This window comes from Actinomadura syzygii (genome assembly GCF_008085905.1).
GTDB lineage: Bacteria > Actinomycetota > Actinomycetes > Streptosporangiales > Streptosporangiaceae > Spirillospora > Spirillospora syzygii.
Map to the genome: position 1 here is coordinate 36,921 of NZ_VSFF01000023.1, position 21,087 is coordinate 58,007.

A 21,087-nucleotide genomic window follows, 5' to 3' on the forward strand; every position below is an offset into this window, starting at 1 on the left:
TGTGACGGTCAGCGCCTTGCCTCACGCCACCTCCAGGACGCGCCACAACGTGGAGGCTTCACCGAGACCGAAGTCCTGTGGGTCGGCCACGGACCGCTCCCCGTAGCCGGTCGGTTCCCCGGGGAGTCCGTGGACGGCAGGAGTGCGGTATACACAAATACGCCGTATCGATCCGTAAGCTATGACTGATATGTGATAACAAGTGGTCATGCGCGCCATCGATCTGCTGAACGGGCGGCTCAAGCTCCGCCACCTGGTGCTGCTGGTGACCATCGCGGACCAGGGCAGCGTGCTGCGTGCGGCGGAACACCTTCACCTGGCTCAGCCCGCCGTCACCCGCAGCCTGCGCGAGGTCGAGCAGCTCCTCGGCGTCGAGCTGTTCACCCGCGGGGCGCGCGGGATGACGCCGACGCTGTTCGGCGAGGCGTTCATCGAGCATGCCCGGGCCGTGCTCGCCGAGCTGCGCAGGGCGGGCGAGCGCATCTCCGGCCTCGCCGACGGCGAGACGGGCACCGTGGCCATCGGCACTCTCCTGGCGGGATCGAACGTGCTGCTGCCCCGCGCCATCGCGGCGCTCAAACGCGACCGGCCGGGCATCACGGTCATCGTGCGCGAGGCGACGTTCGTCGAGCAGGTGCCGCGCCTGCTCGACGGGGAGATCGACCTGGTGCTCGGCCGGCTCAACCCGATCGAGGACGTACGGGGCGTGCGGCAGCTCACGCTCTACAGCGAGCCGGTCCGGCTGGTGGCCAGGGTGGGCCATCCGGCGCACGAGCTGGGGCGGCCGGTCCTCGCCGACCTGCTCGCCTACCCGTGGGTGCTGCCCCTGGAGCAGACCGCGCTGCGCCACGAACTGGAGCAGGTGTTCGCCGCCGCGGGGCTGCGTCTGCCCGGGAACCTGGTGGAGTGCACCTCGATCCTCACCGTGCGCACGCTCATCCAGGACACCGACATGATCGCGGCGCTGCCCGAACTGGTGGCCATGACGTCCGAGGGCATCGCGCCGCTGCCGATCCCGCTGGACCCGGTCCGGCGGCAGGTCGGCGTCACGCTGCCGGACCGGCGGCCGCTCACGCCCGCGGCCAGGCTCATGCTCGACCACCTGCGCGAGCAGGCCGCGCTGGTCACACGGACCGGATCAACCTGACCAGCGCCCGGCTCACCGCCGAGCCGGGGGCGGCCAGGTCGAGGACCACGTCGAAGTGGTCGCGGTCCGGGACGACCATCAGATCGGCCGCCGGTCCCCAGTGGGCCCGGAACCGTCTGCTCTGCTCGGCGAAACCGGGACCGTCGTGCTCGGCGACCACGACGACCGCGGGGAAGCGCCGCCCGGCGGGGAGCAGCGCGGGACTGAGCGCCGCCGCCCTGGCCAGGTCGAGCCCGATCGTGTCGTTGACGTACGTCCTGGTGATCGGCCTGATGTCGAACAGCCCGCTGAAGGGCATCGCCGCCTTGACCGCGTCGTCGGGGACGCCGAACTCGCGCTGCCAGCCGTCCACCATCAGCATCCCGGTCAGGTGGCCGCCCGCCGAGCTGCCGCCGACCACGATCCGGCCGGGATCCAGCCCGTGCGCACGGCCCTCGCGGTGGATCCAGGCGATCGACGCGCGCACCTGCCGGACGATCTCCTCCAGCGTGGCCGCCGGCGCCAGCGTGTAGTCGGGCACGACCGTCGCGACCCCCTGGTCGCTCAGCGACCTCGCCATGAACGCCGACTCGTGCCTGGACAACGCCATCCAGTAGCCGCCGTGCAGGAACACGAACACGGGCCGCGCCTCGCCCGGCGCGGCCCCCCACACGTCGAGCCGTTCGCGGTCGTAGACCACCGAACGTCCGGGCAGTCCCGCAACCGCCTCCCGCGACAGGCGCCGGTAGCGCTCCATGTGCGCCGCGAACGCCTCGGGCCCCGCCTTGCGCCTGACGTTGTAGGCGCGGTCGAGCGCCTCCTCGTCGAGGTCGCGGCCGGGCCAGGACGCGAGGTTCACCCTCCCGCGCCCGCCGTGAACGCCAGGCCCGCCGTGAACGCCAGGCCCGCCGTGAACGCCAGGATCGCCTCGGAGATGGTCTCGGGCGAGTCGAGGGTCGGGAAGTGCGTGGGGCCGCCCAGCCAGCGCGGCTGGAACCACGGGTGCTCGGCGCTGAAGGCGCGCTGCTCACGCCGGTGCTCGATGTCGCTCGGCTGGGAGAACAGGTGCGCGATCGGCCGCTCCTGCTTGATCGCGAGCATTCGCTCCAGCGGTGAACCCCAGGTGGCGTACGCGGCCTCGATCACCCGGCACGACCTGGTCCACATCTCCTCGTCGAAGCCGGCCATCTCCTCGTACAGGTGGCGCCTCACCCCGGAGTCGTCGGAGCGGTCGAGCCAGAGATCGAACAGCTCCTGACGCCCCTCCCGCCAGGTGCCCGGGTGGTAGCCGGTCCGCAGGCCCTCGATGAACTCCGGCGAGGCCCTGCGCACCAGCCAGTCCACGACCACCAGGCGGGGGACGCGCGCCACGCCGAGCCGGTCGGCGAGTTCGAGGTTGGCCCAGCCTCCGTGCGAGGTCGACACGGGGACGACGCGCGGCACCGCCAGCTCGTCCAGCAGCGCGGCGGCGTCGTCGGCCATCTCCTCCGGCCCGAAGTCGCCCGCGACCGTGCGCCGCGTGCCGTGCCCGCGCCAGTCCATGCGGATGACCCGCCGCTCCCCGGCCAGGATCGGCAGTACCCGGGAGAACAGCCGATGGTCCTGGCACCAGCCGCTCAACAGCAGCAGCGCGGGCTCGTCGGTCGCGGCGCCCGAGACGTCGAAGTCGATCTCATGGCCGTTCAGTCTCGTCGTCCTCATGGCACCACACCCTCGTCCCCGGACGCGACCCGGGGCAAATACCTGTCCGGGGTGCCCGTATCACAGAATGGGTATGACGTGCGGCTTCATGGCCACAGAGATGGGTCGGAGAGAGCCAGGCCGCCCCGGGGCGGGTATGACGCCGTCGGTATAGGGGCCGTTCGAAGCGGTATTGGCCGTCACGTCGCGGCCCGCCGGATGATTCTCGTCACCACCCCCGACCCGACACGGGAGCGATCATGAGCCAGCAGGTGCTTGACGCCGTCCGCGAGTTGCTGCCGAGCCTGCGCGAGCGCGCGCAAGAGACCGAGGACGCGCGCAGGGTGCCTGAAGCCTCCATCAAAGCGCTGCGCGAGACCGGCTTCTTCCGGCTGCTGCAGCCCGCGAGCTACGGCGGCTACGAATGCGACCCGGTGACCTTCTACACCGCGGTCCGGCTGGTCGCCGGCGCCTGCGGGTCGACCGGCTGGGTCGCCTCCGTGCTCGGCGCCCACCAGTGGCACGTCGCGACGTTTCCCGCGCAGGCCCAGGACGACATCTGGGGGCAGGACCCCGGCACGCTGGTCTCCTCCGCCTACGCCCCGATCGGACGGGCGAGCGCCGTCGAGGGCGGCTACCGGCTGTCGGGCAAGTGGAGCTTCTCCTCGGGCGTCGACCACGCGGGCGCCGTCCTTCTCGGCGGGGTGATCCTCGGCGACGACGGCGCGCCCGCCGACTGGGCGGCCTTCCTGGTGCCCGCTCAGGACTACACCGTGCACGACGTCTGGCGCACCGTCGGGTTGCGCGGCACGGGAAGCAACGACGTGGAGGTCCAGGACGTTTTCGTGCCGGCCCACCGCGTCCTCAGCTTCAGCGCTTCCTTCAACTGCGTCTGCCCCGGCCAGGAGGTCAACACCGGCCCGCTGTACCGGATCCCGCTCTACTCCCTGATGACCACCACGATCGCCACGCCGCTGGTCGGCATGGCGACGGGAGCCTACGACGCGCACGTCGCCCACCAGCGCGAACGGGTCAGGGTCTTCGCCGGGCAGAAGGTCAAGGACGACCCGTTCGCCAAGGTCCGCGTGGCCGAGGCCGCCAGCGAGATCGACGCGGCCTGGCTCCAGCTCACCCGCAACATCACCGAGATCTATGACGCCGCCCGCGCGCGGGAGCCCATCGCGACCGCGCTGCGGCTGCGGCTGCGGCGCGACCAGGTGCGGGCCTCCGAGCGGTGCATCGCCGCGCTGGACCGGCTGTTCGAGAACTCCGGCGCGGGGGCGCTCGCGGACGGCACGCCGATCCAGCGCTTCTGGCGCGACGCCCACGCCGCGCGGGTCCACGTGGCCAACGACCCCGAGTCGGCGCTGAAGATTTACGGAGACGGGGAGTTCGGCGAGACCGTCACGGTGGGCATGCTGTGAGACGCGCGCTGGACGCGCCGGACGTCCGGCGCGACACGTCCACGGCGGTCGACCATGGGACGTTCCGCCGCGTCCTCGGTCACTTCTGCACGGGCGTCGCCGTGATCACCGCCTTCGACGGGGCACGTCCCGTCGGCTTCGCCTGCCAGTCCTTCGCGGCGCTCTCCCTGGACCCGCCCCTGGTCCTGTTCTGCCCCGCGAAGACCTCGGGCACCTGGCCCGCGATCCGGCGAGCGGGCCGCTTCGCGGTCAACCTGCTCGCCCACGACCAGCGTGACGTCAGCTCCCTGTTCGGCCGAAGCGGCGCCGACAGGTTCACGGCCACCTCCTGGCGCCCCTCCCCCGGCGGCGCCCCGCTGCTGGACGGCGCGCTGGCCTGGGTGGACTGCACGGTGCACGCCGTACACGACGGCGGCGACCACCACATCGTCGTGGGCGGGGTGGACCACCTGGCCGCCGGCGCCGGAGAGCGCCCGCTGCTGTTCTACCGCGGCGGTTACACCGTCACCGAACCCCCAGCCGCGCCCGCCCCCGCCCAGGCGCACTTCCTCACCTGGGCAGACCCCGGCGAGTGGTACTGACCGCCACGCCGACCGCCCTTCGCCGGGATCCCGGCGCCACACCCACCCCTTGGAGGTTGAACCCTTGAGCAGCGTCCGCAAGGTCGTCACCGGCGGCCACGTCATCACCATGGACGACCGGTACGGAGACCTGCCCCACGGTGCCGTGCTCATCGAGGACGGCCGCATCGCCGCCGTCGTCCGCGACGCGGCCGAACTCGCCGGCGCCGACGCGGAAACGATCGACGCGGACGGCGGGATCGTCCTGCCCGGCCTGGTCGACAGCCACCGGCACACCTGGATGGCGCTGATGCGGGCGATCTCCGCCGACCAGTCGCTGCCGCAGTTCCTCGGCACGACCTTCGGCGGCACCGGCTCCTTCCTCACCGCCGAGGACCTCGGGACCGCCTCGCTCGTCGGCGCGCTGGAGGCGCTGGACGCCGGCACAACGACGATCATGGACTGCTGCGACTGCGTGAACACCCCCGCCCACGCCGACGCCGCGATCGACGCGCTGCGCACCGCCGGCATCCGCGCCGTCTACGCGTACGGCATGCAGAAGTGGGACTTCACGCCCACCCCGTTCGCCGGCCACGACGACCGCCTCAAGGATCTCCGGCGCGTCCGCGACGAACTCCGCGACGGCCTCGTCACCCCCGGAGTGCTGCTGAGCGACTTCGGCACCGTGCCGTTCGAGCACACCGCGGCCGAGGTGCGCCTCGCCGCCGACCTCGGGGTGGTGATCAGCTCCCACACCGCCGCCGCGACCGGTTCCATCCTGCTCAAGGGCCTACGCGAGATGCGCGACCACGGCCTGCTCAATCCCGGCCACGTGCACATCCACTGCCCCGCGCTGGACGAGCGGGAATGGCGGATGATGGCCGACACCGGAGCGAAGATCACCATCGCGCCGGAGACCGAGATGCAGATGGGCATGGGAATCCCACCGCTCCGCCCGGCGATGGACGCGGGAATCGCGCCCGGCGTCAGCACCGACATCGTCTGCGTCGGATCGGGCGACCTGTTCTCGCAACTGCGGCTCGGCCTGCAGACCCAGCGGATGCTCGACAACGACCGCGTGCACCGCACCGGCACCATGCCGTGGACCATCGGCCTGACGACCAAGGACGCGCTGGCCTGGGGCACGACCAACGGCGCCGACACCCTCGGCCTGTCCGACCGCATCGGCTCCCTCACCCCGGGCAAGCAAGCCGATCTGATCGTCCTCAAACCTCGGATGGACCTCGTCCGCTCCAGCCACCCCACCGGCACCGTCGTCCTGCAGTCCACCGCCGCGGACGTGGACACGGTCCTGGTCAACGGCGAGATCCGCAAGCGGAACGGGAGGCTGCTCGGCGTCGACCTGGCCGCGGTGCGCGCCCGAGCCGAGGCCGCGCTCACCCGCATCCACGAAGGCCACGCCGAATTGCCGGACCTACGGCCCGAAGACCTCCGTGCCTGGTGGGAGACCGCCGAGCGGATGGCCACCCGCTCCTTCGGCTCCGCCTACGCCGACGGCATCCCCCAGCCGTCCTGACAATTACGCGCAGGGTGCGACCCGCGACCAGAAGGTGCCCCATCGCGATGACGGGAAAGTCCCGTCGCCATCTGGCTTCCAGCGGCCGACGGCACCCTCGACCGCCCCGCGATGGGCGTACCGGCGGCCCTTCACACGGCCGACCGACCGCGGGATCGGCCTGCCAGCCCCGCCTGGCTCGGTCAGGCGATCGGGGGAGGGGATCCCGCCGGGGCCGACGAGGTCGTCGGGGCGCGCCACCGGCCCACGACCCGGGTGATGGCCGACGGCCTGAACAGCGCCGTGGGCGGGACGTTCATGCCGAAGACCCGGAAGATCGTCCGGCAGGTGGCCGGATCGACGTTGCCCGCCGCCACGACGTGGTCCATGTACTGGTGCAGCAGCCTGACCTTCGCTCCCGGCGGGCGGCCTCGCGTCCAGGGGAAGCGGAGGTCCTCCCCGGTAGCCAGGCCCCACGCGTTGGCCGACTGCGCGGCGGCCACCCGTTGCAGGCGCGCGGAGTCGCGGCGGATCCGGGCGGGATCCATCCCGTCGATCTCGTCGGCGATCGCTTTGGCGGACATGGCCGCGACCGTCATGCCCTGGCCGTAGACGGGGTTGAACCGGCACAAGGCGTCACCCAGCACCATGAAGCCGCGCGGCCAGCGGTCCAGGGACTCGTAATGGCGCCACTCGTTGGCGGTGTTGCGGAACGCCTGGGCGTCCGACAGGGGCTCGGCCTCCCGGAGGGCGTCGTACAGGACGGGGCTGCGCAGGCTGCGCGCGTAGGCGAGGAACCGGTCGTCCCTGGTGGGCGGGATGCTCTCCTCGCCGCAGCCCAGGAGCGTGGCCATCCAGCGTCCCCCTTCGACGGGCACCAGCACCCCGCCGCGAGGGGTGTTCGGGCTGGTCTGGATGTAGATCGCCTTCCAGTCCTGCACGCTGGAGTCCGGCAGCTTGTAGTAGCGGCTGGAGTAGCCGAAAGCGGCGTCATAGCGTTCCACCGCCGGCGAGGGGTAGCCGAGTTCGGTCAACCACCCGGTGGCCTCGGACCGGCGTCCGCTGGCGTCAGCGACCAGTCCCGCGCCGAGGACCCGCGGCTCGGCGGTGCCCGCGCCGCGCACGTGGACGCCCTTCACGCCGTCCCCGTCCGGAGAGGGGACCAGCCCTGTGACCTGGCTTCCCTCCAGAATCTCGATGCGGTCGTCGGCCGCCGCCATGCGCCGCAGCGTCCAGTCGACCAGGGCCCGGCTACAGGTCAGGTCGGCGGTGCCCGAAACCCGGGGGAACCAGCCGACGGGGCTCAGCCACAGGAAGTCCCTGGGGACGATCAGCCGGTGGGCGCCGTGGTCGGTGAGTTCCCGGGTCAGGCCGGGGAGGAGGTGTTCGGCGCAGTCGACACCGTGCTTCCAGAACGCATGGATCTGTGGGGACTGCGGGATCCCCGGCCGGAAAGCCGGCTCCTGCGGCAAGGTGTCGCGCTCGACGATGGTGACGCGGGCGAACCGGCGGGCCAGCGCCCGAGCGGCGAGGATCCCGCTGACACCGGCGCCGATGACGATCGCGTGATCGTCGACATCTCCCATGGCCAGCCTCCCTTTCGGCACCGACCCGGTCACCGGGCCCGCCACCTGCCCGGCGGATGCGTCGCCTCCCCTTCTCCACGACGCTCGGCACGTAGTCGATCACAGTGAGTGGTCTGCATCGCAAGGATGGAGGCTGCCTGGGGGACGGGTCAACGGAGATCGAGTGAGCCTGGTGTCACCTTTTGTTCACAGAGGTACGGCGGCCCGCAGACAAGCTCCCGGCCGTGCTCGCATCCTTGTCAGTGCTAGCCGACCGGGCGCGGTTCGCCGTCCGTCCGCTCTGGCGTTCGCCGACCCGCGGCCGGAATGTCGAAGTGCACTTCGACCTGACCGGATCGTTCAGAGGGGAAGGGCGTCTCCGGGGAAGCCGTGGCACGGATGTACGTCGCAGCGCATCATTCCGGCTTGCACGCAAGGGTCTCCGGCCATGATCTCAGCGGCTTCCTCAGCCGGCACGGTCATGATCACGACGCCTGCCACGGTGTCCGAGGCGACCGGGCAGAGAATGGCGATCACCCCGTCAGCACGAAGCGACACCATGCGTCGCTGATGCTCGAGCTCTATCGCATCCGCGCCGTTCATGGTTCGCTCCGGTGTCCACTGAAGGAGCGCCAGGCTGTAAGGCTTCGCGGTCGAAGCCAGAGCTTGAATCTGTTCGTCGGTCACCGTCGTGCTCACGGAGTCTCCTCTACTCATGGATGCGCTCGTCTTGGACGCGCTCGGCCAACGAGACAATGATTCCTTCAGGCCCGCGAACGTAGGCCATCCGCGCGTAGTCGGGCAGTTCGATGCCGTTGATCGCGCGTCCGACCAGCTCGGTGAACCATTCGCCGGTGAAATCGGGGCGCGGCTCGGCGTCCGGCCCGGGGACGTCGCGGCTGCGGGCGTTCAACCGGCCGATCTCCTCGTTGGCCTCGACGAACGAGCGCATCCGCGCCTCGTAGCGGGCGAACCCGGCGTCGGGGTCCCATCCGGCGGCGGCCAGTTCCCCGGCCAGCACGTAGGCGCCGACCAGGGCCAACCCGGTGCCCTGCCCGGACATCGGCGAGGAGCTGAACGCCGCGTCCCCGAGCAGCCCCACCCGTCCACTCGACCAGCGGTCCATCACCACCTGGGCTACCTGGTCGAGGTAGAAGTCCGGGGTGTCGTCCAGGTGCGCGAGGATGTCCGGGGTCAACCAGCCCAGTCCCGCCATCCGCTCACGCAGCAGGGCCTTCTGAGCCGCGACGTCACGGTGGTCGACCTCGAAGTCACCCGAGGGGAAGTAGAACATGGCCATCGCCCGGGTGGCGTCCTGGATGGGCCGCAGGAGGGCAGAGCGCCCGGACTCCTGGTCCTGGTGCTCAAGCAGCCAGCGGTCCATCCCGAACTTGTTGGGAACGCTGTAGAAGGCCAGCACGTGCCCGAGGTGGCGCAGGAACCGCTCATGCGGCCCGAAGACCATCGCTCGCAGCTCCGAGTGCAGCCCGTCGGCCCCGATTACCAGCTCGAAGCGCCGCCGGTCGCCGCCCGCGAAGACCACGTCGACACCGTCCGCGTCCTGGGCGACCCCCGCGATTCGGTCGCCGAAGACGTACTCGACACCGTCGCGGGTGTCGTCGTAGAGCACCCGGGCCAGGTCCCCGCGCAGGATCTCGATGTCCGCGATGAACCCGTCGCCACCGTCGTCGTCGGCACGGAAGGTCTCCAGCACCCGCCCGTCGGCGTCCACGGTGTGCGCGCCGGCGGTGTCGGTGCACGCCGCGCGCACCGCCGCGTCCAGCCCCATGCGCCCGATGACCTCCCTGGCGACCCCGCGCGCGTCCACCGCCTGCCCGCCGGGACGCAACTCGGGAGCCCGCTCCACCACGGTCACCTCGGCGCCCCACCGACGCAGCCAGTGGGCCAGCGCGGGCCCTGCGATGCTCGCCCCCGCCACCAACACCCTGGGACCGCTCCCCCGCGTCCCCTGCTCGCCAGTCCGAATGGTGTGCTCCTGCTCGGTGTCGTCGACGCTCACCACTGCCTCCACGTGCTTCCTCCCGCGCCGGATCGTCCCCAGCGCAGGCCCACCCCTGTCGGTGTTGCCAGCCGTATCGACCAGGGATCCGCACAAAACTCATCGGCACCTACCGAAACCGCGTCCACGCTCGCGCAAACACCCTGGACTCGGCATGAGCGGATATCCAGCTAAGGACCCGTGATACGAGTGGTTCTCGGTGTTCACCGCCACGAAGACGATTCCGCGCCGAGTACGTTCACGCGCGATGGCTTCACAGTGACGCTGTGGACCTACTACCAACCCGTGACGTCTCACACCTCACCGGTCGACTACGCCAAGGCGCTGGAGCGGCTGCACGCTGGAATGCGCAAGGTCGACGTGCCGAGCCCGCGGTTCACCGATCGCATCGCCGAGGCCGAAGACATCGTCGCCAACCCCAGGCTCTCGCCAGAGCTCGCCGACGCCGACCGCGTGTTCCTCAGCAGCAGACTCACAAGCCTGCGACGGGCGGTCGAGGACCGCGGCCCCGTGGAGCAGCTGCTCCACGGCGAGCCGCATCCAGGCAATGTGCTCGGCACCAAGTACGGCCCGTTGTTCATCGACCTCGAGACATGCTGCCGCGGACCCGTCGAGTTCGACCTCGCCCACGTCCCCGAGGCGGTCTGCGAGCACTATCCGAATGTCGACCAAGGACTGCTGGACGAGTGCCGACAGCTCGTTCTCGCGATGGTCGCGGCCTGGCGCTGGGAACTAGGCGACCAGCTTCCGAACGGAAGACTCTTCGGAGAGCGACTCCTGCGCTCACTGCGCGAGGGTCCCCCTTGGCCGACACTCGACACGATCACCAGGCGACTGGACGGTCTGTAGAAAGCGCCGAAGGCCGTCTGAAGGCGGTACGGGACGAAGCGACCGTCGCCCGCCGCCGCGGTCCTGGGCACCCGAGGCGCGGCGCGTTCATGTACCGGCGGTAGGCAACCGCATCAGTCGATCTACGAAAACCTGTGCTGAACAAGGTAGATATTCGCTCCGGTGTGAGGTACTGTTCCTGTCATCGAAGAGGAACAAGTCCATGAGACGCGGCAGATGACGAACTGCCCGCACAGATGGATGACGCGGGCCGGACGTGCCGGGGTCAACGCAGTGAAAGGGACCCCGGCAGACGGCTTCGCGTCCGGCGGCCAACGGGTCGCCTGTGGCACGAAGGCAAGCCGCAACAACGCAAGAAACACAGGTAACGCAGGTAGGAAGAACACGGAAGGAGGGTCTCGGCACCATCGGGATCGCCCGCAGCGGGCTCCAGTCACGCCGCGCGGGTACCGCAGCCCCACAGATTGGACGGTGGTCTACGGTCACGCATCCGCGATCCCCGCGCCCCCGCCCAAGGCGGTCGGCGCGGAAGTCAACCGGCGACAGCGCCGGATAGATGGTGTTGTACCTCATTGGCCCCGGCGCCGCCTTTTTGGCGCCGGGGCCCTGTCGTTCGGAACGCATCCGGCCTGCATCCGGCGTCTACCTCCAACGACAGTACGGAAGGTTTTGTGAGAGCACCCCAGCCGGCTAAGCCCGGCACCCATTCAGACCAGCACGACCCGCACCCCGTCCAGCCCGATCCGGTGCAGGACGACCCCGGTGCCGACCCCGACACGGGGCTCGACAGCAGGCTGGACGACAAGCTCGACGACGAGGACTACCCCGCCTACAGCATGGGCCGCGCCGCCGAGATCCTCGGCGTCACCCCCGGGTTCCTGCGCAGCCTGGACGCCTCCGGGCTGTTCGTCCCGCAACGCTCGGCCGGCGGCCACCGCCGCTACTCCAGATACCAGCTGCGCCTGGCCCAGCGCGCCCGCGACCTGGCCGACCAGGGCACCGCACTGGACGCGGCCTGCCGCATCATCATTCTGGAAGACCAGCTCACCGAGGCCCAGCGCATCAACACCCAACTCCAAAGGCGCATCGACACCGACGCCGAACGGGACTGACCCGCTCTGGCCCCCGCACCGCTGCGGCTGGTGATGGTGGGCTCCGGGACGTCGACCAACAGCGCAACATGCCCCCGGCCGGAAACCCGGCCGGGGGCGGCGGTGACGAGCAGGACCGCTACCCGAACGTGAACCGCCCGCGTACCGCACCACGTGCGGAGTCCCGTCGGAGGCGGCGGAGCTGACGTCGATCTTCGGGGCCGAGCTCATGCCGGTCTGGCCCGGACGCACCCCACCGGCTGGGAGGCTGGACCCGTGATCACCGTCCTGGTGCTGCTGGCCGCCTGCGCCGCGGCGTTCGCGCTGGCGCTGTTGTCAGCGGTGGCGGGGTTCGGCGGCGGGGTGCTGCTGCTGCCGGTGTTCACCGCGCTGTTCGGGCTGCGGTTCGCCGTCCCGATGCTCACCCTCACCCAGCTGTCCAGCAACGGCAGCCGGGTCTGGCTGAACCGCCGCGACCTGAACCGGCGGCTGATCGGCTGGTTCGCCCTGGGCGCGGTCCCGTTCGCGCTGGCCGGTGGCCTGCTGCTGGCACACGCTCCGCTGGCGCCCCTCAAACGCGCGCTCGGCGTGTTCCTGATCGGCGTGGTGGTCTGGCGGCGCCTCAACCCCCACCCTCGCAAGCCCAGCGCCCGCGCATTCATCGGAGTCGGCGCGGCCTCCGGGCTCGGCTCGGCGCTGCTGGGCTCGGTCGGCCCGCTGACCGCCCCGTTCTTCCTGGCCTACGGCCTGGCCCGCGCGGCCTACATCGGCACCGAGGCCGCCGCCGCCCTCACCATGCACCTGACCAAACTCGCCGCCTACGGCGCCGGCGACCTGCTCACCACCAAGATCCTGGTCTACGGCGCCGCACTCACCCCCGCCACCCTCGCCGGCGCCTGGACCGGCAAGAAGATCGTCGACCGCATCAGCGACCGCGTCTTCGTCCACCTCGTCGAAGCCGGACTCCTCACCGCCGGAGCCCTCTTCCTCCTCGGCCTCTGAGCCAGTTCGCCCCTTACCTCGATCGTCCTTGCGGACCGGCCTCGGGATTCTGTGCGTATACGACCGCGCCCATCTTCTGGCTGATCTGCGCGAGCTTCTCGGCGCTGCCCTTGATGGCGTCGACGTCGGTGCCCTCCAGGGCCTTCTTGACCTCGGCGACGGCGTCGCTCACCTCGGTCTTGAGCTCCTCGGGGACCTTCTCGTCGTTCTCGCGCAGGAACTTCTCGGTGGAGTAGGCCAGGGTGTCGGCCTGGTTGCGGACCTCGGCCTCCTCCTTGCGCTGCCGGTCCTCCTCGGCGTACTGCTCGGCGTCGCGCATCATCTTCTCGATGTCGTCCTTGGGCAGCGCGCTGCCGCCGGTGATGACCATCGACTGCTCGCGGCCGGTGCCCTGGTCCTTGGCGCTGACGTTGACGATCCCGTTGGCGTCGATGTCGAAGGTGACCTCGATCTGCGGGACGCCGCGCGGCGCCGGCGGCAGACCGGTCAGCTGGAAGGTGCCGAGCTTCTTGTTGTACGCGGCGATCTCGCGCTCGCCCTGGTAGACCTGGATCTCCACCGACGGCTGGTTGTCGTCGGCGGTGGTGAACGTCTCCGACCGCTTGACGGGAATCGAGATGTTCCGCTCGATGATCTTGGTGAAGATGCCGCCCCCGGCCTCGACGCCCAAGCGGTGCCCGGGGCTTGTCTCAATGCCCAGGCTCAGCGTGGTCGCCTCCAGGAGCAGGAGGTCCTTGACCTCGCCCTTCAGCAGGCCCGCCTGGAGGCTGGCACCGATCGCGACGACCTCGTCGGGGTTGACGCCCTTGTTGGGCTCCTTGCCACCGGTCAGCTCCCTGACCAGCTCCGACACCGCGGGCATCCGAGTCGAGCCGCCCACCAAGACGACCTGGTCGACGGCGTCCACCGAGTAGCCCGCGTCCTTGAGCACCTGCTCGAACGGCGCCTTGGTGCGCTCCAGGAGGTCGGAGGTCAACCGCTGGAACTCGGCGCGGGTGATCTTCTCGTCCAGGTGCAGCGGACCCTCACTGGACGCGGTGATGTAAGGCAGGTTGATCTGCGTCTCGGCCGATCTGGACAGCTCGATCTTGGCCTTCTCCGCGGCCTCACGAAGCCGCTGCAGGGCCATCTTGTCCCTCCGCAGGTCAACCCCTTTTGCGCTGCGGAACTTCTCCACCAGCCAGTCGACGACCTTCTGGTCCCAGTCGTCCCCGCCCAGGTGGTTGTCGCCGGACGTGGCCTTCACCTCGACGACCCCGTCGCCGACCTCCAGCAGGGACACGTCGAACGTGCCGCCACCGAGGTCGAACACCAGGATCGTGGCCTCGTTCTCCTTCTCCAAGTGGTACGCCAGGGCAGCCGAGGAAGAATCGTTGATGATGCGCAGGACGTTCAGCCCCGCGATCTGCCCGGCCTCCTTGGTGGCCTGCCGCTGGTGGTCGGAGAAGTAGGCCGGGACGGTGATGACCGCGTCGGTGACCGTCTCGCCCAGGTAGGACTCGGCGTCCCTCTTCAGCTTCTGCAGCACGAACGCGCTGATCTGCTGCGGGGTGAAGTCCTTGCCGTCGATCTGGGTCTTCCAGTCGGTGCCCATCTCGCGCTTGACCGAGCGGATCGTCCGGTCAACGTTCGTCACGGCCTGGCGCTTGGCGACCTCGCCCACCAGGACTTCACCGTTCTTGGCGAAGGCGACGACGGACGGCGTGGTCCGCGACCCCTCCGCGTTCGCGATGACCGTGGGCTCTCCGCCCTCCAGGATCGCGACGACCGACTGGGACGTTCCGAAGTCGATGCCGACCGCCCGACCGTGCCGCATTGGCGGCAACTGCTCTACAGGAACACCCCAATCCAAATCTACGTGCTCGTCAGGATCGGCCGATTCCCACTCACTGTGAACCGACACGGAAAATTCAAAGCGGCGTAGCAAGCTCCCGGCCTGTCGCCTCACTTCGGCGTCCGGGTCCCCGGCCAGGAGAGTCAGTGCTTTGCGTGCGGCGTCGCTTGCTTCATCTCGCTGGTCGGCCAGTTCACTCACCAGCAAATGAAGCGCACCATAACGCTGCCATGCCTCCTGGTGATGCACAGCGCTGATGACTCGTCCTGGAAGCCCTTTGAACTCGGGATGCAATACATAGCTCGGGCTACGGGCCAGGTAAATGCTGCCTTCGGCGCTGTTCACGCTCAAGGTCGGAGTCTGACGCGGCTCGGCTTGCTTCACACGGTCGTAGACGAAGTTGTACAACTCCTCCACGGCGACGAACCCGTCCCCGTCGAGGTCGGCCTCCCCGGACTTCAGACCATGGATCACCGCAGCCGTGAACAATGCGGGATCGAATTCCCGTCGGCTACGCTGCTCTCCCTCGAAGCTGTACTGGAGCGAGGTTGAAGAGGTCATGACCACCCTGCCCCGGCCACTGAACGGCTGGGCGACATCGACCTCGGGAACGGCGGCACGTGCACGCATGCCCTTGCTGAAGGCACCGCTGTAACAGCAGTCGAGCATCACCACGATGCTCTTGGATCGACTTTCCTCGATCTGATCGTTGATGAATTCCGCGGCGATCCCTGTGGACGCGAGCAGTGCCGTATCGGTGTCGCTCGCCGCGAACACCAGGCGGCTCTTCCGATCCTTCAGGCCGTGACAGGACAGATGCAGCAGCAGGAGGTCGTTGTGCGCGGCGCCCTGGAAGAACCCCTCGATGCGAGACTTAGCGATCAACGCCTGCTCATCGATCAGGGTGTCCACCGCGAACTCGCCGATGCGCCTGTCGGAGAGCACGCCAGAGAGCTGTTCAGCGTCGGAGACCGCACTCGGTAGATCACCGAGAGCCTCATCGCCGTAGACGCTGCTGGCGATGATCAACGCCCGCTTCCGCATGGCCTCAGCCGGTGCCGTGCTTCGCGAGGAAGAGCTCTAGAAGACGTTCCTGCTCTTCCAGCGAGATTCTGCTCAACTTGATGGTGTCGCCGGCAATGCTCAGTTCGACGCTGCGCGCCCTGGATCTCTGCAACCAGCCTCGCACGGCCCGCACGATCGACAAGACCGCTCCCGGACCGGCCTTGACCAGCACCTGTCCGAGCGCGGCCGCTTCAAGCGCACGTGTGCCGGGAGGCGCTTTCCCTTCCACCACGGGCTCTAGCGCATCAACATCCAACAGGGCGAGTTCCTCGCTCAACTCACTCCGGAGCGAGTCCAACTCTTCCGCATCGCCATCGGCGACTACACCGATCAGCATCTCGACATTAAGCCCCACGGGACTAAAGCATACGCAGCACCCACCACTAACGGACGCAAAACATCCCTGGTGGGGCCCCTTCCGGCCAGCGGACGAGGTTGGTGCCTTCCGCGTCGCCTCCGAGGAAAAACGGCATCCTCTTATGCCGCCTGTGGTCAGCTTGGCGTCCGGCACTAGGTCGGTTAGGTCGGGCCGTTGTTCTCGGTGGGGTGGAGGTAATGGAGGTCAGCCGGTACGCCTTGGCGCCACATGTCGCATAGAGCCTGATTGATCGTCGCCTCCGCTGCCGTGTCCGTCGGCAGCGGCATGTGGAGGGCCGTCAGGAGGTCGAACCTGTGCAGGTCGAACGCGACGTGCACGACCTCGGCATAGGCGTGCGCGGCCTGCACCGTCCCCGCGTAGGCCAGTACCGCGATACCGAGCGGAATGAGCGAGAGCAGGTGCCACCAGCCGGTGCCCACGAGCAAGGCCGTGCCGATGACGGTGACGAGGGCGGAGGTGACGGTCAGCCGGGCGGCGGTGTCGAGCATGTCGCGCCTGTCATCGACGAGGGCGCGGGTGCGGTCGCTGAGCTGGGGATACAGGCGAGGCCAGGCGATCACGCCGTCGAGGCCGTAGGTGCGGCCCGCGGTGTCTTCCATCGCCGCGAGGATGTTGCCGAGCCTCGTCGGGCGGACGAGGTGATCCGACATGGGAAAGGAGCGTCTGAGCTCTGCCCCCAGTCGTCCCGCGCGTTGGAGGACGGCAGGGGACGGCTCCTCGGGAGCGGTGCCTGCGCTTTCGGGGTCTGCCGGCGCCGGAAGTTCGGCGGCGCGTTCGAGACGGTGTTTGCGGCGTAGTTGCCGTCCGCGGGCGAATCCGCTGCCCAGCAGGCGGGGCCACCGCCCCTCCAGGGTGCGCACCATCGCCATCTGCAATGGTGCGGCGAGCACCGCGATCAGCAGGATCGTCAGGATGATCAGCGTGAGCTGCCCGAGTCCGAGCTTGCTCGCCGTCCGCCAGACCCGGCCGAAGTCCAGCGGACCGACCGGCGCTCCGGCCCACACCAGCGTCAGCAGGTACCAGGCGGCGGCGAAGGTCGGGAGGTAGCCGACCAGGGCGAACCTGCTGGACAGCGACTCCGAGGGCGGTTTGGCGAGGTCTTGTGGGTTCACTTCCGCAGCACCATGGAACCGTGCTCCGGATTCGCGCAGACCGGCATCGCACGTTCGTCATAGAAGGTGCGGAAGACCTGGTGGTCGCAATGAGGGCATCGAAAGCGAAGGAGGCGGTACTGCGTCGACTCTCCGGGCTGGCTCGCCCGGTCCGCGTCACCGACAGAGCGAGTGACGCCGGGGAATCTCTCAGCAAGAAATGCCCGCGAGGTTGTGCCTAGTCGCCGTTCCCCCATATACAAGGCCACGGTCGTCACGGTGGCGTCGCGCAGCAGCACTTCTTCGAGGGCGTTTGCCGCGGCGAACAGGGATGAGCCAGGTGGAAGGCGCAGGACGGTCCTCGGACGCTGGGCCGATGGCTCGGGGTCGAGCAGATCGCCGAACTCGGATGTCGCGCTCATCGGGTGCCCTTCTGATGCAATGCCGTCACGCTCCGATGTGAATGTAGGGCGCCCAGATCTCTGGCTGGTCGGGGTACCGATCGTGCAGCCACACCACTGCCGCGTCGAGCGCCGCGGCGGCATCGCTTAGATCCAGGCGGCCCTCGCCCGCCAGGACCCGATATACCCGGTCCGCCACGGCGCTGGAATCGCGGTCGCTCACCGCCCACAGCGAGGCGATGACATTCCGGTATCCGGCCAGGTTCAGCGCGCCCGCGAGATGCATCGCTTCGTCGATGAGCCCGATCCCGCCCACGGCGGTGTCACATGCCGACAGATAGGCGAGCCCACCGCGTTTTGGACGGGCAGCGGCAATGTCACGAACGGTGAGGCGGGCTTGATCCCACAGTTCGATTCCTCCGTTGCCCGGGTCGTCCATGTCCTGGCTACCGTGACAGGCGAAATGCACCCAGTCGTGGTCCTCAAGCGCCGCGCGGACGTTGGCGCGCGTCGCCCGCGAGCCGATGAGCTGGGCGACTTCGGCCAGCGGCTCCAGGTGCCCGGCGACGATGTCGGCCTCCTCCTCCGCGTGCGGCAGCCTGCGCAGGCCGGGTGTTTCCGGCAAAGCCACGGCCAGCGCGGAGACCCTTCGTCCGGCCGCGCCGGATTGGTTCCTCGATCTGATCAGCGCGGACAGCGTGGGCGTATAGGAGGAGATCACCCGGTCGATGACGGCGCCGGGAGCAGGCGAATCCGGCTCGTGGTCGCCGGCCGCGTGCAAGGGAAGGAACGCGAGCGGCCCGACGGGGCACCACCACACTCGCGGTTTCGATTGACCTTCGGGCGGCGGGCCCAGATGCCCCAGAGAGCGCAGCACCGGCTCGGCCGCGAAGCGCCACAGAAACTTCATCGCCGATTGGACGTTCCCGCGCATGGCGATCGTTCCGGCGAGGCCCATCGAAGGCGAATAGCGGACGGTCGAGACGAAGCCTTCACAGAATTGCAGGATCAGCTCGGCAGTGAGGTTCGGCAACGGAACCACGCTGACGCCCTCGCCGGTCACGACCAGAGCATCGCAACGTCTCCGGCTGACATTGACCAATATCGCCGGTCCCTCCGCCGCTGCCTCGGCGAATTCGGTGAAGCGAGTCGGCGTGAGGAGGTTCTCCAGTCCGGGGATGCGTCGTGCCTGGGTGAGGAGATCGTCCCATTCAGCGGCCAGCCGCGCTCGTTCGTCCCTGCGCCTACCCGCCGCGGACGAAAAAGTCTCTGTTGCGTGCGGATGGCTTGGAACCACGGCAATGGGCAAGCCGCCGACTTCCGGTTCGGCGCTGTCCAACAGGTTGCGGACCTGCGCCATTCGGGCCGCCAGCTCCGGCGCGGCACGTTCGAGCTCGGAAAGATCGCCTCGGATTTGCAACGAACGGTCGGCCAAGACCGATCGTCCCTGCTCCAGGAGTTCCACGGCCTTCTCCGGCAGCCCGAGCTCGATCGCGCATGCGGCGGCATCGGCCGCCAGCCCGGCCCATTCACTCAGCCTTCGTTCTTGCGTGGCCTGGTCCACGCCGTGCCACGCCACGAGAGGAAGCAGGCTCACGGCGAGGGTGAACGCCCGAAGCTCCGCATCGTGCCTGCCCAGGCGCCCGCTGATCTGAGCACAGCGGATTGCGGCCAGCATTCTTCCGTGGACGTCGGTGAAAGGGGTTTCCGCAGCCGCATGAAAAGACTCGGCCGCTTCGATCAGGTCACGATCGTCGGCGACCCGGTCGGATCTCATCTGCAGGACGGCGCCGAGACCGAACAGCGCTTTCCCACGTTCGGCGTCGTCCGGCGAAAGGGCGGCGACCTGCTGCCTTCGCAGCTCGATCAGCTCATCGAGTTCCTCCCCGCGGCTGCTCCTCGCATGGCTGAGCGCCGCGCTCATGACATCCAGGAGATCAGGGTCGGGTTCGGCGAGTCCCGCGGATGCCTCCCGGCATATGCGCAGTGCTTCCTCCCGGTCCGCTTCATGACCAGGGAGCGTGGACCGAAGGATGAGCGCACTGGCGAACTCGGCGATCAGGCTATTGTGGACAGGGCCACCGGGTGGACATTCGTCCATCGCCTGCCGCGCAAGATTTACCGCTTCCCGCAGATCCGCTTCTTCACCGAACTCCGTATAGCGGAGCCGCAGGACGTTCGCCAGATTGCTCGTGATGGTCGCGCGTCCAACCTGGTCGGGAGCCCCGGCGGAGGCGGCTCGTCGGGCCAGGCCGACGGCGTCCTCAAGATCTGCTCGCTGGCCCGTACGGAGATATCTGAGCACGAGCGTCGTCTGGAGATTGGCGAAAAGACCCCCCGCGTCGGGTACGGCGGCGGGTCCGACCTCGACGGCCTGGCGGGCCGTCTCGATCGCCTTGTCGAGATCGTCCGGACGACCGGCCCGTTCGAATCTGCGTAGCAGCGCCCCCGCAAGCCCGGTCAGCAGAGTGCCCATATCCGGATGGCCGTCGGGAATGGTCTCCCGCATGTCATGAAAGGCATCGATGACCGCGTCATTGTCGGCCATGCTCCTGGTATGGGCCGCCTGACGCACCAGGCACAGGCACCAACTGAGCCGGAGTTTGACGAGTTCGGCGGCGTCCAACCGGGGCATGTCCAGTGCCTGCCTGAGCAGATTCCGCCCCTCGGTCAGATCGGTGGCCTGCCCGGTCTTGTCGTAGCGAATGAGCAGGGCGTTGGCGAGCGTCCGCAACCGATGCGCGATGTTCTCGTGGCCGGGCGGGGTCAACTCCAGGGCTTCGCGTGCCACCGCGATCGACTCGTCGAGCATTTCGGCACGGCCACTGCTTTGAGCATGGATGCGCAAGGTCGAGGCCATGTTGGCGAGAAGCAGCGCCCGATCCGGATGGTCCGATGGGGCGAGTTCCACCCCGCTACGGTGCGCCTTGACCGCCTCGTCGAGATCGGCCTGATCACCCGAGTGCTCGAAGCTGTTCTCCAGCAGAATTCCCAGCCGAGAACAGTACAAGGGAAGGGTGGGATCTGTGTCGGGCGCGCTCTGCACGGACGCCTGGGCCGCCCGCACCCCCTCCGCGATGTCCGCCGGTGACCTCGTGATCTCGTGACGCGCCGACAGCGCCGTGGCCAGCCCCGACAGGCATGCCGACCGGTCCGGTCCGTCACCGGGTGCCGCGGCCAGGGCATCCCGGTACACCTGCACCGCTTTGTCGGAGTCGTTCTGGTCTCCGCTCCATTCACCGCGAATCCGCCATGCCTGCCCGAGGTCACATAAAGTGCCGGACAGTTCTGGATGCCCGGTCGGCAGGACCGAAGCGGCCTCGACGAAATGCGCGATGGCGGCGTCCAGCCTGCCGAGGTCCCCACCGCCTTCAAACGCCCGAATCTCCACCATGGCGGCTTCGGCGGAGACCGCGGACCGCTGACCCTGAATCGCCTCGTCGGCGGAGGCCAGCAATGTGCGGATCAGCGGCGGTATCCGCTC

General features: G+C 69.0%; 16 protein-coding genes and 2 pseudogenes. 7 read left to right on the plus strand and 11 right to left on the minus strand.

Features of this window, described 5'->3' with window-relative positions:
* The first annotated feature begins 208 nt into the window (after positions 1 to 208).
* A complete protein-coding gene (locus FXF65_RS42925) occupies positions 209 to 1,147 on the plus strand; it encodes a LysR substrate-binding domain-containing protein (RefSeq protein ID WP_148356244.1) in 939 nt (312 codons plus the stop codon).
* Here the strand turns inward: FXF65_RS42925 and FXF65_RS42930 are convergent.
* Positions 1,125 to 1,985 (minus strand): alpha/beta hydrolase, encoded by an 861-nt coding sequence (locus FXF65_RS42930; protein ID WP_246199506.1) that lies wholly within the window; start codon positions 1,983 to 1,985, stop codon positions 1,125 to 1,127. The two genes, FXF65_RS42925 and FXF65_RS42930, sit on opposite strands and share 23 nt — an antisense overlap.
* Positions 1,982 to 2,827 (minus strand): alpha/beta fold hydrolase, encoded by an 846-nt coding sequence (locus tag FXF65_RS42935; protein WP_148356245.1) that lies wholly within the window; start codon positions 2,825 to 2,827, stop codon positions 1,982 to 1,984. The genes FXF65_RS42930 and FXF65_RS42935 overlap by 4 nt, the downstream gene beginning before the upstream one ends.
* A 239-nt stretch (positions 2,828 to 3,066) precedes the next feature.
* Here FXF65_RS42935 and hsaA point away from each other — a divergent pair, with 239 nt between their 5' ends.
* The 3 genes from hsaA (at position 3,067) to FXF65_RS42950 (ending at position 6,327) form a co-directional block, all read left to right on the plus strand.
* The gene (gene hsaA / locus FXF65_RS42940; RefSeq protein ID WP_148356246.1) at positions 3,067 to 4,230 is read left to right on the plus strand and encodes a 3-hydroxy-9,10-secoandrosta-1,3,5(10)-triene-9,17-dione monooxygenase oxygenase subunit; all 1,164 of its coding nucleotides are present in this window, start codon (positions 3,067 to 3,069) and stop codon (positions 4,228 to 4,230) included.
* Positions 4,227 to 4,811 carry a 3-hydroxy-9,10-secoandrosta-1,3,5(10)-triene-9,17-dione monooxygenase reductase subunit gene (gene hsaB / locus FXF65_RS42945; protein ID WP_246199507.1) on the plus strand — a complete coding sequence of 195 codons (585 nt, stop codon included), beginning with the start codon at positions 4,227 to 4,229 and terminating at the stop codon, positions 4,809 to 4,811. The genes hsaA and hsaB overlap by 4 nt, the downstream gene beginning before the upstream one ends.
* 64 nt (positions 4,812 to 4,875) lie before the next feature.
* Positions 4,876 to 6,327 carry an amidohydrolase family protein gene (locus tag FXF65_RS42950; RefSeq protein WP_148356247.1) on the plus strand — a complete coding sequence of 484 codons (1,452 nt, stop codon included), beginning with the start codon at positions 4,876 to 4,878 and terminating at the stop codon, positions 6,325 to 6,327.
* A 182-nt stretch (positions 6,328 to 6,509) separates the two neighbouring features.
* Here FXF65_RS42950 and FXF65_RS42955 read toward each other — a convergent pair whose 3' ends face one another.
* The 3 genes from FXF65_RS42955 to FXF65_RS42965 all read right to left on the minus strand — a co-directional run bounded on the left by FXF65_RS42955 (position 6,510) and on the right by FXF65_RS42965 (position 9,891).
* Positions 6,510 to 7,892 (minus strand): NAD(P)/FAD-dependent oxidoreductase, encoded by a 1,383-nt coding sequence (locus FXF65_RS42955; RefSeq protein ID WP_148356248.1) that lies wholly within the window; start codon positions 7,890 to 7,892, stop codon positions 6,510 to 6,512.
* 339 nt (positions 7,893 to 8,231) lie between these two features.
* On the minus strand, positions 8,232 to 8,570 hold the full coding sequence (locus FXF65_RS42960) for a YciI family protein (protein ID WP_148356249.1): 339 nt from the start codon (positions 8,568 to 8,570) through the stop codon (positions 8,232 to 8,234).
* A 10-nt stretch (positions 8,571 to 8,580) separates the two neighbouring features.
* The gene (locus FXF65_RS42965; RefSeq protein ID WP_222869062.1) at positions 8,581 to 9,891 is read right to left on the minus strand and encodes an FAD-dependent monooxygenase; all 1,311 of its coding nucleotides are present in this window, start codon (positions 9,889 to 9,891) and stop codon (positions 8,581 to 8,583) included.
* A gap of 189 nt (positions 9,892 to 10,080) precedes the next feature.
* Between FXF65_RS42965 and FXF65_RS42970 the strand changes: the two genes are divergently transcribed.
* The 3 genes from FXF65_RS42970 (at position 10,081) to FXF65_RS42980 (ending at position 12,833) form a co-directional block, all read left to right on the plus strand.
* Positions 10,081 to 10,740, plus strand: coding sequence for a phosphotransferase family protein (locus FXF65_RS42970; RefSeq protein WP_246199508.1), 660 nt, complete (start codon positions 10,081 to 10,083; stop codon positions 10,738 to 10,740).
* Between the two features lie 836 nt (positions 10,741 to 11,576).
* The gene (locus FXF65_RS42975; protein ID WP_148356263.1) at positions 11,577 to 11,852 is read left to right on the plus strand and encodes a MerR family transcriptional regulator; all 276 of its coding nucleotides are present in this window, start codon (positions 11,577 to 11,579) and stop codon (positions 11,850 to 11,852) included.
* Between the two features lie 255 nt (positions 11,853 to 12,107).
* Positions 12,108 to 12,833, plus strand: coding sequence for a sulfite exporter TauE/SafE family protein (locus FXF65_RS42980; protein ID WP_148356251.1), 726 nt, complete (start codon positions 12,108 to 12,110; stop codon positions 12,831 to 12,833).
* A 37-nt stretch (positions 12,834 to 12,870) separates the two neighbouring features.
* On the opposite strand, the pseudogene dnaK reads toward FXF65_RS42980, so the two are convergent.
* From dnaK to FXF65_RS43005, 6 genes and pseudogenes are all read right to left on the minus strand, one after another.
* A pseudogene (gene dnaK, locus FXF65_RS45725) lies at positions 12,871 to 14,649 on the minus strand (molecular chaperone DnaK); the annotation flags it as partial.
* A 405-nt stretch (positions 14,650 to 15,054) separates the two neighbouring features.
* Positions 15,055 to 15,711: pseudogene (locus FXF65_RS45730) on the minus strand (caspase family protein); the annotation flags it as partial.
* Between the two features lie 4 nt (positions 15,712 to 15,715).
* The gene (locus tag FXF65_RS42990; RefSeq protein ID WP_148356253.1) at positions 15,716 to 16,087 is read right to left on the minus strand and encodes an effector-associated constant component EACC1; all 372 of its coding nucleotides are present in this window, start codon (positions 16,085 to 16,087) and stop codon (positions 15,716 to 15,718) included.
* A gap of 164 nt (positions 16,088 to 16,251) precedes the next feature.
* Entirely contained in the window at positions 16,252 to 17,223 is a 972-nt protein-coding gene (locus FXF65_RS42995; protein WP_148356254.1) for a hypothetical protein, read from the minus strand.
* Entirely contained in the window at positions 17,220 to 17,624 is a 405-nt protein-coding gene (locus FXF65_RS43000; RefSeq protein WP_148356255.1) for a hypothetical protein, read from the minus strand. Before FXF65_RS43000 ends, FXF65_RS42995 begins: the two co-directional genes overlap by 4 nt.
* Before the next feature lie 25 nt (positions 17,625 to 17,649).
* A complete protein-coding gene (locus tag FXF65_RS43005; protein ID WP_222869063.1) occupies positions 17,650 to 21,060 on the minus strand; it encodes a CHAT domain-containing protein in 3,411 nt (1,136 codons plus the stop codon).
* Positions 21,061 to 21,087 lie beyond the last annotated feature (27 nt).